Source organism: uncultured Eubacterium sp. (assembly GCF_934295145.1).
GTDB lineage: Bacteria > Bacillota > Clostridia > Lachnospirales > Lachnospiraceae > Eubacterium_I.
In genome coordinates this window covers 1-14,503 of the sequence record NZ_CAKRAS010000001.1, presented here as the reverse complement: position 1 = coordinate 14,503, position 14,503 = coordinate 1, and the positions used below count along the sequence as shown (strand labels likewise).

13 protein-coding genes are annotated in these 14,503 nt (G+C 43.7%); 1 reads left to right on the top strand and 12 read right to left on the bottom strand.

Annotation, left to right across the window (positions count from 1 at the left end; genetic code table 11):
* Nucleotides 1-249: 249 nt before the first annotated feature.
* From rpsU to Q0I54_RS00030, 8 genes are all read right to left on the bottom strand, one after another.
* On the bottom strand, nt 250-426 hold the full coding sequence (gene rpsU, locus Q0I54_RS00065) for a 30S ribosomal protein S21 (protein ID WP_021737899.1): 177 nt from the start codon (nt 424-426) through the stop codon (nt 250-252).
* Between the two features lie 230 nt (nt 427-656).
* Complete coding sequence (gene alaS / locus Q0I54_RS00060; protein WP_367270758.1) at nt 657-3,278, bottom strand: alanine--tRNA ligase; 2,622 nt, start codon at nt 3,276-3,278, stop codon at nt 657-659.
* A 158-nt stretch (nt 3,279-3,436) separates the two neighbouring features.
* The gene (locus Q0I54_RS00055) at nt 3,437-4,744 is read right to left on the bottom strand and encodes a chloride channel protein (protein ID WP_296115439.1); all 1,308 of its coding nucleotides are present in this window, start codon (nt 4,742-4,744) and stop codon (nt 3,437-3,439) included.
* Nucleotides 4,741-5,217 (bottom strand): ribonuclease HI, encoded by a 477-nt coding sequence (rnhA, locus tag Q0I54_RS00050; RefSeq protein ID WP_296115437.1) that lies wholly within the window; start codon nt 5,215-5,217, stop codon nt 4,741-4,743. Before rnhA ends, Q0I54_RS00055 begins: the two co-directional genes overlap by 4 nt.
* Before the next feature lie 5 nt (nt 5,218-5,222).
* Entirely contained in the window at nt 5,223-6,530 is a 1,308-nt protein-coding gene (locus Q0I54_RS00045; protein WP_296115435.1) for an amidohydrolase, read from the bottom strand.
* A gap of 27 nt (nt 6,531-6,557) precedes the next feature.
* Nucleotides 6,558-7,397: a purine-nucleoside phosphorylase gene (locus Q0I54_RS00040; protein WP_296115433.1), complete on the bottom strand. Its 840-nt coding sequence runs from the start codon at nt 7,395-7,397 to the stop codon at nt 6,558-6,560.
* A gap of 304 nt (nt 7,398-7,701) precedes the next feature.
* Entirely contained in the window at nt 7,702-9,174 is a 1,473-nt protein-coding gene (gene spoIVA / locus Q0I54_RS00035) for a stage IV sporulation protein A (RefSeq protein WP_296115430.1), read from the bottom strand.
* A gap of 147 nt (nt 9,175-9,321) precedes the next feature.
* A complete protein-coding gene (locus tag Q0I54_RS00030; protein ID WP_296115428.1) occupies nt 9,322-9,741 on the bottom strand; it encodes a C-GCAxxG-C-C family protein in 420 nt (139 codons plus the stop codon).
* 196 nt (nt 9,742-9,937) lie between these two features.
* Here Q0I54_RS00030 and Q0I54_RS00025 point away from each other — a divergent pair, with 196 nt between their 5' ends.
* Entirely contained in the window at nt 9,938-10,366 is a 429-nt protein-coding gene (locus Q0I54_RS00025) for a helix-turn-helix domain-containing protein (protein ID WP_296115426.1), read from the top strand.
* Between the two features lie 120 nt (nt 10,367-10,486).
* On the opposite strand, the gene gltA is transcribed toward Q0I54_RS00025, so the two are convergent.
* From gltA to Q0I54_RS00005, 4 genes are all read right to left on the bottom strand, one after another.
* Nucleotides 10,487-11,872, bottom strand: coding sequence for an NADPH-dependent glutamate synthase (gene gltA, locus Q0I54_RS00020; RefSeq protein WP_288616694.1), 1,386 nt, complete (start codon nt 11,870-11,872; stop codon nt 10,487-10,489).
* The gene (locus Q0I54_RS00015) at nt 11,872-12,762 is read right to left on the bottom strand and encodes a sulfide/dihydroorotate dehydrogenase-like FAD/NAD-binding protein (protein ID WP_294782824.1); all 891 of its coding nucleotides are present in this window, start codon (nt 12,760-12,762) and stop codon (nt 11,872-11,874) included. The genes gltA and Q0I54_RS00015 overlap by 1 nt, the downstream gene beginning before the upstream one ends.
* Nucleotides 12,763-13,200: 438 nt before the next feature.
* Nucleotides 13,201-14,277: a butyrate kinase gene (buk, locus tag Q0I54_RS00010; RefSeq protein WP_296115422.1), complete on the bottom strand. Its 1,077-nt coding sequence runs from the start codon at nt 14,275-14,277 to the stop codon at nt 13,201-13,203.
* 10 nt (nt 14,278-14,287) lie between these two features.
* The coding region (locus tag Q0I54_RS00005; RefSeq protein WP_296115420.1) for a phosphate acyltransferase at nt 14,288-14,503 on the bottom strand (216 nt) is incomplete at its 5' end.

Genomic DNA, 14,503 nt, shown 5'->3' with positions numbered 1-14,503 from the left:
ATCTTAGAACAAAAAACAAGAATCTCTTCTCGTGCGAGTGCGCATCGTTTGCACGAAGTGCTTTTGTTTGATGGGAAATTCATCGTAATTTCCTATCAAATGAAAAAATATCCCTGCAAGGCGTCATTGCCTGCAGGGATACTTTTTCAGGATTTTTTCTTTACTACCTGGATCTCAGCCACAAAAAAAAGCTTACAAAAGCACGATAAAAGGACACTTCCACAGAAGTGTCCTTTCAATAACTTTGAACTAGTTGTATTTACGTTTTCTAGCTGCTTCAGATTTCTTTTTACGTTTTACGCTTGGTTTCTCGTAATGCTCTCTTTTACGAATCTCCTGCTGGATACCAGCTTTCGCACAGTTTCTCTTAAATCTGCGTAAAGCGCTATCTAAAGTCTCGTTCTCTTTTACGATTACATTTGACATAGTCTCACACCTAACCTCCCTCCAGTTGCGTATTGTGCATATTCAACTGATTGGGTAATATTTTACTGCACTGCTTGACAATTATAATCATTTTTCGCAAATATGTCAATAGTTTTTCCAAACTTTTTTCATACTTTTGCGTTTTTTTGCATAATTATGATATTTTCCCCTGTATTCAGCCCATTTTTCACACATGATTATTCGCTAAATACAGAGGATCACTTATCTTATTATTTAATCTGATCTGCCAGTGCTTCTTTTGCTGCTGCGATCGCATCCGGAATGCCTGCCGGGTTCTTTCCACCCGCCTGAGCCATATTCGGACGTCCGCCGCCGCCACCGCCAACTTTTGCAGCGATCGCTTTGATCAGGTTACCTGCATGTGCACCCTGCTTCATAGCTCCTTCTGTTGCCATAGCGATCAGGCTTACTTTGCCTTCGTTTGCAGATGCCAGTACAACAACACCCTCACCGAGTTTCTCTTTCAGCTGATCACCCAGGTCACGCAGTCCGTTCATATCTACATCTTCCAGAGCGGTTGCCAGAAGTTTTACTCCGTTGACTTCTTCTACACGATCCATGACATCGCCAAGTGCATCCTGTGCAGCTTTGCTCTTCAAGGATTCGTTCTCGCTGTGGAGTTCTTTCACTTCTGCCTGCAGATGTGTGATTTTTTCTGTCAGACCTGCTGCATTTGTTTTCAATAATGCCGCTGCCTCGTTGATGATCTCCTCTAATTTATCATAGTAAGCATATAATGCATCGGAAGTCAGAGCTTCAATACGTCTTACACCTGCTGCGATACCGGACTCAGATACGATCTTAAATGCGGAAATCTCGCTGGTATTTGCAACATGAGTACCGCCACAGAGCTCTGTGGAGAAATCACCCATTTTTACCACGCGGACGGAATCACCGTATTTCTCACCAAACAGTGCCATCGCACCTGTTTTCTTTGCCTCTTCCAGACTCATGATACTTGTCTCTACCGGAAGTGCCTCTGCGATCTTTTCATTTACGATCGTCTCAACCTGTTTTAACTCTTCTTCTGTCATAGCAGAAAAATGAGAGAAGTCAAAACGCAGACGATCCGGATTTACATCAGAACCTTTCTGCTCTACATGAGAACCAAGTACGTTACGCAGTGCTTTCTGCAGTAAGTGTGTCGCACTGTGGTTCTTTGCGATCAGAGAACGTCTTTTTGCATCTACTTCCAGAGTAACTGTATCACCGACTTTGATCATACCTTTTGTCACACGGCCAATGTGTCCGACTTTACCGCCAAGCATTTTTACAGTATCTTCTACACGGAACTCACCCTCTGCAGTACGGATATAACCGGTATCAGCGGTCTGTCCACCCATAGTTGCATAAAATGGAGTCTCCTTTACAAAAATGGTACCTGCTTCACCATCAGTCAGTGCTTCTACGATCTCTGTCTCACTGGTCAGAACGGTTACCTCTGAATCATGGCGGAAACGGTCATATCCGATAAATGTTGTTGTAACAGACGGATCGATCGCATCATACACAGTTGCATCTGCACCCATATAGTTTGTTACTTTTCGTGCGTTACGTGCTTTGGTACGCTGTTCTTCCATGGCCGCCTCAAAGCCTTCCTGATCAATGGTAAAGCCTTTTTCTTCCAGGATTTCTTCGGTCAGATCTACCGGGAATCCGTAAGTGTCATACAGACGGAATGCATCTTCTCCGGAAAGAACTTTCTTCCCTTCTTTTTCCATCTCTGCCTGCATGTCAGCCAGGATTGCAAGTCCCTGATCGATAGTTTTATTAAATTTTTCCTCTTCCTGTGTCAGTACACGGAAAATGAATTCTTTTTTCTCTTCCAGTTCCGGATAACCGTCTTTGCTCTCGTTGATAACAGTTTTGCTCAGTTCTGCCAGGAACAGTCCATCGATACCAAGCATTTTTCCATGTCTTGCCGCACGACGGATCAGACGACGAAGCACATAGCCTCTGCCCTCGTTGGTCGGCATGATACCATCAGATACCATGAATGTAGCAGAACGGATATGATCTGTGATCAGACGGATAGATACGTCATCCAGTGCATCTGTCTGGTAAGTTTTGTGAGACATTTCACATACTTTGTCACGGATTGCTTTCATTGTATCAATATCAAATACGGAATCTACATCCTGCATAACAACGGCCAGACGTTCAAGTCCCATACCGGTATCGATATTTTTATTTTCTAATTCTTCGTAATTTCCTTTTCCATCACCGTTGAACTGTGTAAATACGTTGTTCCATACTTCCATAAAACGATCACAGTCACAGCCTACTTTACAGTCCGGGCTGCCACAGCCATATTTCTCTCCACGGTCATAGTAAATCTCAGAACATGGACCGCAAGGACCTGCGCCATGCTCCCAGAAGTTATCGCACTCCCCGTTTTCATCACGGTAAAAGCGTGTGATCTTCTCTGCCGGTACACCGACCTCTTTTGTCCAGATTTCAAATGCTTCCTCATCCTCTCCGTAAATAGACGGATACAGGCGCTCCGGATCTAACTCCAGAACTTTTGTTAAAAATTCCCAGGACCATGCGATTGCTTCATGTTTGAAATAATCACCAAAAGAAAAGTTACCAAGCATCTCGAAAAAGGTCAGATGACGTGCTGTCTTTCCTACGTTTTCAATATCACCGGTACGGATACATTTCTGGCAGGTGGAAACTCTGCGCTTCGGCGGAATTTCTGCTCCTGTAAAATAAGGTTTTAACGGTGCCATTCCTGCATTGATCAGCAGCAGACTGTTGTCATTATGCGGAATCAGCGAAAAACTCTTCATAACAAGATGATCTTTGCTTTTGAAAAAGTCAAGATACATTCTTCGTAATTCATTTACACCATACTTTTTCACTCTCGTGTTCCTCCATCTATGTGTTTATTTTGAATATCTAATTCATCTATGCAATTACGCTTTTTTATATAATTACACACTCTTATCATAATATCATAGCATTTCTTCCTTGTAAAGCGATGCATTTACTCTTTACCAGACAAAAATTTTCCTCTTTTTTTCATCTGTATCATATTGTATACAAAACCTTTTTTCTCCGGATTTGTGCGAAGTGCCACCGGAACCGGCACACATCCTCCCACCGCAGATGCCAGCAGCATCCAGCCAAAATTTTTCATTGGGAAAAACACCAGTGAAAGTGCCAGTGCCCCCAATGGCTGCTGCAATACTGTTCCCATCAACGCACCTGTTACCAGTACTACGCTGACAATTTCATTGGTATGTAAAATAGCAGCAAACCCGTATCCTATACTCAGTCCGCTGAAAATCATCGGGAAGAAGTGTCCGCCCCGCCAGCCGGAGGCGATGCAGACATTTGTCAGAAACAATTTTACAACTCCGATCAAGATCAGCAGATACGGTGTATATTTTAAATATTCATACTGCATGGTCTGAATGTCACTGCCACCGGAAAACATCGTCATCGGAAGTGCCGTTCCGATCAGGCCAAGAATCAGGCCTCCAAGCACCGCATTCAAAACGGCCAGATGTTTTTCCTGCATTTTTCCAAAGAACCAGTTGCTCAATTTCTGAAAAATCAAAAACAGATAGCCTGATGCAATGCCCACAATAATCAGCAACACGACAGCCACTTTGTCTCTTAAAAGCAGTACACCCCCCTGTAAATGCGGTACTGACAGGCATCTTCCAAAGAAAGCGTTCAGTAATTCATATACTGCAAGTCCTGTCAGCCCGGCTGTCACACCGGCTGCAATCTGATCCTTTCGTTTCCATTCAATTTTTCCTTTATCATATACAATCTGATCCGGTGGCAAAAAGAGCCCTGCTGCCATCACCTGGAACAGTTCTTTTTTCATAATATATGGATTTCCGGCCTTCAGCGTCTCCATTTTCCAGCGCGCCAGACCAAACTGATCCATCGCCCAGCAGCAAAGTCCCAGCAGAAGACTGACCAGACCGGATTCCGGTCCTACCGCACCACCGAAAAACAATGACAGAAACGACGCTGCCACGATCATCGGCAGTTTTCGATACGGATAAGACCCAGTGTCCTTGACACGTTTGACAGAGTCTGCCATCCGCTCCGGAAACGGTCCGTATACCCTGTGAAACAGTCCGATCACCACACCGCCTGCCAGACACATCAGAATCGTATAATACCGGGAATCTATGTACGCCGGAATCATTTCCCAGATGACTGTAATTCCTACATTTGCAATTTTCAAATACAACCATACCAAACCGGCGATCACAGCACCTGTCAGTGCCGTAAAGCACAAAAACAGGCTGCTGTTACTCATTTGTTTTTTCATTCTGTTATCTCATCCTCCAGCAGATTCCCACCGTCTGCTGCTGTTGTTGCCAGACGGTCACAACGTTCATTCTCCGGATGTCCGTCATGTCCTTTCACCCAGTGAAACGTCACCTGATGCGGTTCCATTGCCGCCAGCAGTCTGCTCCATAAATCTTTATTTTTTACCGGAGATTTGTCCGATTTCTTCCATCCGCGTTTCAGCCATCCATCGATCCAATGTTGGTTAAATGCATCTGTCAGATATTTAGAATCGGAATACAATTCCACCTGACACGGTTTTACCAGCGCTTCCAGCCCCACAATGGCTGCCATCAGCTCCATGCGGTTGTTTGTCGTCTTACGATATCCGGCGCTTAATTCGCGTTCATGCAGTTTACCTGTGGAATCAATAAACTGTAAAACTGCACCGTATCCACCCGGGCCGTCCGGATTTCCCCGGGCAGCACCATCGGTATATAATGTTACTTTCATAACTCTTATCCTTCCATAGAACGAATAATGCGGTTCGCTTCCTTATAAATATCTGCCGGTTCAAATCCGATGGAGAATTTCTGATCTTCATACAGGATTTTTCCGTTTACCATAGTCAGCTTCACGTTCTGTTTGCTTCCGCTGTATACCAGATTTTTCACAAGATTGTTCTCTGGCTGCATGTTCGGCTGCTGTAAGTCGATCAGAATCAGATCCGCTTTCTTACCTGCTGCCAGACGATCACAGTTATCTAATCCCATAGCATGGGCGCCGCCTGTGGTTGCCATATATAAAATCTTGTCCGCACTGATACACTCTGCATCCATTTCACGTACTTTTGCAAGTGCGCTTGCCAGGAACATTTCTTTAAACATATCCAGACTGTTATTACTTGCCGGTCCGTCTGTACCGATTGCCACCGGAATTCCTTCTTCTACAAACCGTTTTAACGGTGCAATTCCGCTTGCCAGTTTCAGATTAGAAGCCGGACAGGTAACTGCAGTAAGCTGACGTTTCTGAAAGATTTCAAAATCTTTATCATCAAAATATACACAGTGGTATCCACCGCCGCCATATTCATACATACCCAGTTCTTCTGTCAGCTGTGTCGGCGTCTTACCATAACGCTCCAGACACTCTTTTACCTCATTCTGTGTCTCAGAATTGTGTAAAAATACCGGAGATTTGTATTTATGGGCCAGATCTGCGATTTCTTTCATCAGATCCATTTTTGTGGTGTATTCTGCATGAAAGCCGATCATGAAAGAGGTCAGATCACTGGTCTCATTGACTTTCAGATAATTTTCCTCAACAACTGCCGCGCTTCCACCAAAACTGTTTACACCGGACACCTGAACGGCACGGAATCCACACTGAGCTGCCACCTGGGCATAGACCGGTGGAAAATAACACATATCAAAACTTGTGGTAATACCACTGGTCAGATATTCCATAATACCAAGCACTTCCAACGGACGGATATTTTCCGTATCCAGCTTGTCCTCCTTCGGGAAACACATCTGGTATAACCACTCCTGCAGCGGAAGATCGTCCGCATAGGAACGTAAAAATGTCATGTAGGTATGTGCATGGGCGTTCTTGAATCCCGGCATCAGCAGATTGCCTTTTACGTCAATCTCTCGCTCCCACACCGGCTGCTCCAGTTTCAATTCTGCACAGATCTCCGCCGGATTTTTGCTCTCTCCCACATAACTAATGGAGTCTCCGTTTACCCAGAGTTCTCCGTTAATAATCTCAAACTGCTCCTGCTCATTTAAGGTCAGGATTTTTGCATTATAAAAACGAATGTTCATCTTCTTTCCTTTCTCATTTTGTTTCTATTATTCTATTGTTTTTGCAATATTCACCACTGATTCCGTGATCAGTTGCTGAAACATTGGTGCTACGCGGTCTGCCGTCTCCTGAATTTCGGCATGGGTCAGCGGATTTTTCGAAATGCCTGCCGCCAGATTGGAAATACAGGAAATACCACAGACACGCATTCCCATATGGTTCGCTGCCATTGCCTCGCAGGCGGTACTCATGCCAACCGCATCCGCACCGAGGATTTTGTACATTCGTATCTCCTCCGGTGTCTCATAATTCGGTCCACTAGTCTGTACATACACACCTTCTTTTAACAGAATTCCACAATTCTTTGCTGTATTTCGTATAATTTCCTGCAGATCTTTTTTATAAACCTCGCTCATATCCGGGAAGCGGGTTCCGAGTTCTTCGATATTCGGTCCGATCAGCGGTGATGGCACAAAACTGGAAATATGTCCGGTGATCAGCATAAAATCCCCTGCCTTCATATCATCCTGCATTCCACCGGCCGCATTAGTCAGGAACAATACTTTGGCTCCAAGCATTCCCATCAGTCGCGTTGGGAGCACTACATCCTGCATATCATAACCTTCATAATAGTGAACACGCCCCTGCATGATCACGACCGGAATGTTTTGAATATAGCCAAACACAAAACGGCCTTTGTGTCCCAGAACCGTAGAAACCGGAAATCCTTCGATGTCATGATAATCCAGAACCGCCTCCACCTGAACCTGCTGCTCGGCATAATCACCAAGTCCTGATCCGAGGATTAATGCCACCTGCGGTTCAAAGGATATCTTTTCTCTCACGCTGTGATAACATCTCCGTAATTTATCATATACCTCACTCATGCTAACCTTCTCCTTTTTTCTCTGTTTATGTCGAATCGTTATACTTTTCACATAGATAGTAAATTATAATACCACAAAATCTCAAAATGAACAAGTCTATGGGGCTTTTCATCCCGCGATATGCGAATAGCGAATAGCGGGAAGAATTGTGGGAGTGCAAAGCATGGAACAATCCGTATAATCACGATTTTGATGTTTTGACACCCAAATCTATATAGTACGAAAGTCCATCAGAAGTATCCCACTGGCTAAAGCGCCTTCTGTGATACTTCTGACGAACTTTCTCATAATATCTCTTCTGGATCTACAATATAATACATACGAGTCCACCGTTATTGTCATTGACGATTTTCTTCATCGTATCCTGCAGTTTCTGCTGACTTTCCTCATCCATCATCGTGATTTTCCTGCGGATGCCATCTTCCACCAGTTCTCCCAGTGACTTCCCGAAAATATTTGTTTTCCACAAGCCTTCTGGTGTATTCTCGTTTTCCTTGATATAAGAAACCAGATCCTTTGCCTGTTCTTCGCTGCCAATGATCGGTGCGATCTCTGTCTCTATATTCGCCCGGATCATATGTATCGATGGCGATGAGGCTTTCAGACGCACTCCATACTGTCCACCATGCCGGATCAGCTCCGGTTCTTCCACAGAAATTTCTTTCATCGAAGGGGAAACCACTCCGTAGCCGGTACGCTGGACACTTTCCATGGCCTCTGCCACCTGCGCATACGCTTCTTTTTTCGCTGACAGTTCCCGGATCAGTGAAATCAGTTCATATTCCCCATGAATCGGAACGCCCGCCAGTTCACTGATATTTTCATAATAATAACTGTCATCCACCTGAAAACAGATTTTTGCCGTACCGCACGCCAGATCCGTCACTTCCAGCCGGATCGATAAGATTTCTTCTTTTTCCGGTTCAAAGACAACACCTGCAATATCCTTCATCTGTTCCGCCTGTTCCAGAATCCTGCGTGCTTCTTCAATAGCTGCTGCTTTAATCTTATGGGATATCGGCAGCATCTCCACCCATTTTGGCAGATAAAAATTAAGCTCTGTCACCGGAAATTCATACAATACCTCCTGCAAAATTTTACAGATATCTTCCTGTTTCAACTGCTCGCAATTTACCGGGAGTACTGAAACACCATATTTTTCCTGCAGTTCCTTTGTCAGACGCTGAGACTCACTGCTGTGTGGTCGCGGGGTATTCATCAAAACCACAAAGGGTTTTCCAATTTTTTTCAGTTCCTGGACTGTCCGCTCTTCCGCCGGAACATAATTTTCTCTTGGGATTTCCGTAAAACTTCCATCTGTCGTCACAAGAATTCCAATGGTCGCATGCTCACGTATCACCTTTTCCGTTCCAATCTGTGCCGCTTTCGAAAAAGGAATTTCATGGTCAAACCATGGTGTCTTCACCATCCGCTCACTGCCCTCTTCCATATGGCCATTTACCCCGTCGATCAGATAACCGACACAATCGATCAGCTTCACCTTTGCAGTCACATCATCCTCCAACTGAAGGCTTACGGCCTCTCTTGGAATAAACTTCGGTTCCGTCGTCATAATCGTTTTTCCCTGCGCCGACTGTGGAAGTTCATCCACCGTCCGCTTCTTCGCTGCGGAATCCTCCATCTGTGGCAGCACCATCACATCCATAAAGCGCTTGATAAACGTAGACTTTCCGGTGCGCACCGGTCCAACCACTCCAAGGTAAATATCTCCGCCTGTTCTGGCTGTAATATTCTCATAAACATTCATATTCATCATAGCAGTCATCCTCTCCTCTTCTACTCATGAATATGCGATATCCTCCCAAGATATGCCGGAAAAAGAGCGAAAAAAATATCCAGCAAGGCGTCTCAGCCGGCAGGATACTTTTTCCGCTCTTTTTTCATCCGTTTTACCACTCAACACTTAATTGTCCAGAAGATATTCCCCCAGAATGCGAATTCCATCTTCAATACAGCCATCACAGCTGCGCAGTACTTTCCCAGTACCAACACCTTTCAGTTCCCGGCATACGATCGATCCATTTTTCTCCTTAAATTTTGCAGCCAGTTCCCTTACTTTCCCCATCGTCTGTGCCTTTGTATCACAGGCTTGCAGATCTCCGGAACTGTTTGCCAGTCCAAGTGCCATAAACATCGCCGTCACAGCACCGCATGTCTCCATCATGCCTCCCATGCCTGCTCCGAATCCTTCGGAAATGCGAAACAGCGTTTCTTCATCCATTCCAAGTTCATCCGCATATGCACAAAGCACGATCTGTGCACAATTATATCCTTTTCCGTGCTTTTCTTTGATTTCCGCCACACGTTCTTCAATTGTTTTCATCTGTCTCCTCCTGGTTTTTCTACACTTATTATAGCACAATTTATACTCTTTTTATGTTTTTTTGCCTGAAATCCATTGAATTTTCCATAAGAAACTGGTACACTATGGTTACCCTTTTGATACTAAATTACTTTTTTAAGCTAAATAAAATTAATTTTTTAACAAAAAGAAAAATTTCGGAGGTGAAATACATTATATGCAGCAAACTGTCAACCCCTATCATTTTGTTACAAATTGTATATCCGGTAAGTGGAAAATGACCATTCTTCACCACATTCATCATTATGGGAAAATACGTTTTAACGAAACCAAGAAAACGCTGGGCGTCAGTGAAAAAGTATTAAGCCAGCAGTTAAAAGAACTGACACATGACGGACTTGTTCAGAGAATTCAGTACAATACAATTCCGTTGAAAGTCGAATATATCTTGACTCCATTAGGCGAAGATCTGATCCCTGCTCTGGATATCCTTTATATCTGGAGTATCCGCAGACTCACCGATCTGAATCTCCCGATTGATCCGGATGCCTTTAAGGTACATACAGAACTGAAATATCGTGATCAGTTGCAAGACGTTATGGATACATATATGAAAAAGCATCCTTCTGCTGAGGATGAAAAATAAAAGAATACATACAAAAAAAGCTGCTTTCGCAGCTTTTTTTGTATTAGGATAGGATATTATATAGCTACAAACAAGGCGGAGTTTTCCTGCCTGTGTAACTTACGTTGGATAATGTGTGACTTATTTGTTTGTCACATACTCATAAATTGCATGTGCTGCATGTTTTCCGGCACCCATTGCAAGGATAACAGTTGCGGCACCTGTAACTGCATCACCACCGGCATAGACACCTTCTTTTGTTGTCTTTCCGTTCTGCTCATCAGCTACGATACATTTCCATTTATTTACTTCCAGACCCTCTGTTGTTGAAGAAATCAACGGGTTTGGAGATGTTCCCAGAGACATGATAACAGTATCAACATCCAGGACGAAGTTGGAATCCGGAATTACCTGTGGACGTCTTCTGCCAGACTCATCCGGCTCACCAAGCTCCATGCGGACACATTCCAGACCGGATACCCATCCGTTCTCATCCTCATGGATTTTAACCGGATTTGTCAGAAGATCAAAGATAATACCTTCTTCTTTTGCGTGATGAACTTCTTCCACACGGGCCGGAAGCTCTGCTTCACTTCTTCTGTATACAATATGAACTTCTGCGCCGAGACGGAGTGCTGTTCTTGCAGCATCCATTGCTACGTTACCACCACCGACAACAGCTACTTTCTTGCCGCCGTGAATTGGTGTATCGTAATCTTCTCTGTATGCGCTCATCAGGTTATTTCTTGTCAGGTACTCATTTGCGGAAAATACGCCGTTTGCGTTCTCACCCTCAATACCCATGAATTTCGGAAGACCTGCTCCGGAGCCGATAAATACAGCCTCAAAACCTTCCTCATCGATCAGCTGGTCAACAGTTACTGCTTTACCGATCACTACGTTTGTTTCAATTTTTACACCCAGATCTGTTACATTATCGATTTCTCTTGCAACAATCCGTTTTTTCGGAAGACGGAACTCCGGAATACCGTAACGAAGTACTCCACCCGGCTCATGTAATGCTTCAAAAATAGTTACATCACATCCCATTCTTGCCAGCTCACCTGCACAGGCCAGACCTGCAGGGCCAGAACCTACGATTGCGATCTTGTGTCCGTTTGCCGGAGCCGGATCCTGCTGACGATAATGGAATTTTGCAGCTGCATCTGCTACAAAACGCTCTAATTTACCGATGGAAACGGCCTCGCCTTTGATTCCGCGGATACATTTTCCTTCACACTGGTTCTCCTGTGGGCATACACGTCCACAAGTAGCAGGAAGAGATGTGTACTGAGACAGAATTTTGTAAGCCTCCTCAATCTCTCCAACTTTTACTCTTCCGATAAATGCAGGGATGTCGATAGAAACCGGACAACCTTCGATACATTTCGCATTTTTACATCCGAAACATCTCTGTGCCTCCATCATTGCTTCTTCTTTATTATATCCATAACAAACTTCTTCAAAATTTGTTGCTCTTACCTTTGGATCCTGCTCTCTTACAGGAACTTTTTTTAACATATCCATTAGTTGTCACCTCCGCAGTTTCCGCATCCACCATGATGTGTATCACCTTCACGCAGTTTCAGGATCGCACGTCCCTCCTCTGTCTTGTACATCTGCTGACGTTTCATTGCCTGGTCAAAATCAACCAGATGTCCGTCAAACTCCGGTCCGTCTACACATGCAAATTTGATTTCATCACCCACCTGTAAACGGCATGCACCACACATACCTGTACCGTCTACCATGATCGGGTTCATGGAAACAATCGTCGGAATGTTCAGCTTTTTGGTAAGCAGACATACAAATTTCATCATGATCATCGGTCCGATTGCTACACATACATCATACGGCTGTTCAGATTTCTCTGCCAGTTCCTCGATTGCTGTGGTAACCATACCTGGGATACCATAACTTCCATCGTCAGTACATACATACAGATTGCCTGCTACTGCTTTCATCTCATCCTCAAGAATCAGCATCTCATGATTTTTTGCTCCGACAACAACATCTACATCAATACCATGCTCATGCATCCATTTTACCTGTGGATAAACCGGTGCTGCTCCAACACCACCTGCCACAAACATAAGTTTTTTCTTTTTCAGTTCTTCTACATCTTCCTCAACGAGCTCAGATGGACATCCCAGCGGTCCAACGAAATCCTGGAAGGAATCTCCCTCATAAAGAGATGTCATACGCTCTGTGGAAGCACCCACTACCTGAAATACAATGGTAACGGTTCCTGCCTCTCTGTCATAATCACAAATTGTCAGCGGAATACGCTCGCCAATCTCATCCATTTTTACTATTACAAACTGTCCCGGCAAACAGGATTTAGCTACTCTCGGTGCATTTACTACCATATAATAGATTTTATCAGCTAACTGCTTACGTTCTAAAATCTTATACATAAGGACCTCCTCTATTGTTAATGAATTAACTTACTTTTTATATTGTATACAGATTTTTGACGTTTTTCAACTACTTTCTGCATATATCTTTGTTCTAATTCATATACATCACTCACCAGCTAATAATTATGCATTTTTTGTATAAAATATTGATAATTTTTAAACGATATGTATATAAAGGATACATTTTTGCCTTATATTCAAGTCGAACGCACATGAGACTTCGTGCGTGATTCTGGTCAGCCAAAGCTGACATATTCTTCTCAGAATCACAGCACTCTACACATCTCTGCTTTCGTATACTTTTTCATTTCTATGAATGATTATTCGCTTGTGAAAAATTTCTACGTATTGAAAAAAACCCCTGATTTCTCAGGAGTTTTCTTCGGATAGGTATAATTTTGGGAATCAGAAAAACCTGATAGATTTTTCTGCGTTTTACTGTGGTACAACCTTTGTAAATGTCTTGGCTTCCTCTTCTCCACGCTGAACACGCAGTGCACCAAGTGCAAGAGACTCCATCTCATTTTCTCCGGCATATACAATCACCGGTGCGATAAACTCGACACGCTTTGCAACTTCTTTTGTAAAATACTCAGAGTATGCAATGCCACCAGTCAGAATAATATTGTCAACTTTACCGTCCACATAAACAGCAAGTTTTGCAACATTTCTTGCTACATTTAAGATCATTGCATCATAGATAAGTTTGGCTTTTTCATCGCCATCCATCATCATTTTTTCAACGATTCTTGTATCATTCACACCAAAGTACCCCATAAGGCCACCCTGTGTTTTTACTTTTTTCATCATGGCTTTTTTACCCATGCCTTCACGGGTAGCCATATCAATCACCTGGAATGCAGGCAGTCCGCCGGCACGCTCCGGTGAGAAAGGTCCTTCATCATCAGAGATCATATCAACAATCTGACCTTTGTGGTGCAGGGATAATGTAATTCCACCACCCAGATGTGCAACAATTACAGAAATATCACTGTATGGTTTGTTGTTCTCTTTTGCATATTTCATAGCAGCGGCACGCATATTCAGGTTATGTCCCATACCTTTACGCTGCATCTCCGGTAAACCGGTCACTTTTGCAAGTGGCTCTAACTCATCCACGGTTACTGCATCATAAATATAAGCCGGAATGTCAAGTTCTGTAGCAATCGCATTTGCGATAACTGCACCAAGGTTGGATGCATGCTCATTCTGCGGAGCATAGGTAAGCTGCCATACCATATCTTCGTTTACACGGTAAGCACCTGCTTTGATCGGTGGAAGCAGTCCACCACGGGATACGATTGCGGTCAGATCTTCTTTGTACACTCCATTTTTTTCCATGGTTGCAACAATCAGATCTTTACGCATCTCATACTGATCAATAATATTTTCAAAAGGCTTTAACTCATCCTGGGAATGCTCAATACTCTCTACAAATAACGGTGTCTCATCCTGATAAACCGCAATTTTTGTGGAAGTGGAACCCGGGTTCATGACTAAGATTTTTTCCATGTGAGTCTCCTTATTTGTTTTTGCCGGCACTTACTGCTGCTGCTAATGCAAGAGAAAGGAATTTTTCTTTTGCAGAAGATCCTCTGGAGCAGAATACGATCGGTACCTGAGCACCAACTACGAAGCCTGCCATGTTACCCTGTGCAATGATTGTGATGGATTTTCCAAGAATATTTCCAACCTGGATATTCGGAACAAGGATAACATCCGCATCGCCTGCAACCGG

Excerpts from the sequence above, each read along its gene's own strand:
- rnhA (WP_296115437.1), bottom strand. The coding sequence starts at position 5,217 with ATGAAAGTAACATTATATACCGATGGTGCTGCCCGGGGAAATCCGGAC.
- gltA (WP_288616694.1), bottom strand. The coding sequence starts at position 11,872 with ATGGATATGTTAAAAAAAGTTCCTGTAAGAGAGCAGGATCCAAAGGTA.
- Q0I54_RS00015 (WP_294782824.1), bottom strand. The coding sequence starts at position 12,762 with ATGTATAAGATTTTAGAACGTAAGCAGTTAGCTGATAAAATCTATTAT.
- spoIVA (WP_296115430.1), bottom strand. The coding sequence starts at position 9,174 with ATGATGAATATGAATGTTTATGAGAATATTACAGCCAGAACAGGCGGA.
- Q0I54_RS00055 (WP_296115439.1), bottom strand. The coding sequence starts at position 4,744 with ATGAAAAAACAAATGAGTAACAGCAGCCTGTTTTTGTGCTTTACGGCA.
- Q0I54_RS00030 (WP_296115428.1), bottom strand. The coding sequence starts at position 9,741 with ATGAAAACAATTGAAGAACGTGTGGCGGAAATCAAAGAAAAGCACGGA.
- Q0I54_RS00025 (WP_296115426.1), top strand. The coding sequence starts at position 9,938 with ATGCAGCAAACTGTCAACCCCTATCATTTTGTTACAAATTGTATATCC.
- Q0I54_RS00045 (WP_296115435.1), bottom strand. The coding sequence starts at position 6,530 with ATGAACATTCGTTTTTATAATGCAAAAATCCTGACCTTAAATGAGCAG.
- Q0I54_RS00040 (WP_296115433.1), bottom strand. The coding sequence starts at position 7,397 with ATGAGTGAGGTATATGATAAATTACGGAGATGTTATCACAGCGTGAGA.
- buk (WP_296115422.1), bottom strand. The coding sequence starts at position 14,277 with ATGGAAAAAATCTTAGTCATGAACCCGGGTTCCACTTCCACAAAAATT.
- rpsU (WP_021737899.1), bottom strand. The coding sequence starts at position 426 with ATGTCAAATGTAATCGTAAAAGAGAACGAGACTTTAGATAGCGCTTTA.
- alaS (WP_367270758.1), bottom strand. The coding sequence starts at position 3,278 with ATGTATCTTGACTTTTTCAAAAGCAAAGATCATCTTGTTATGAAGAGT.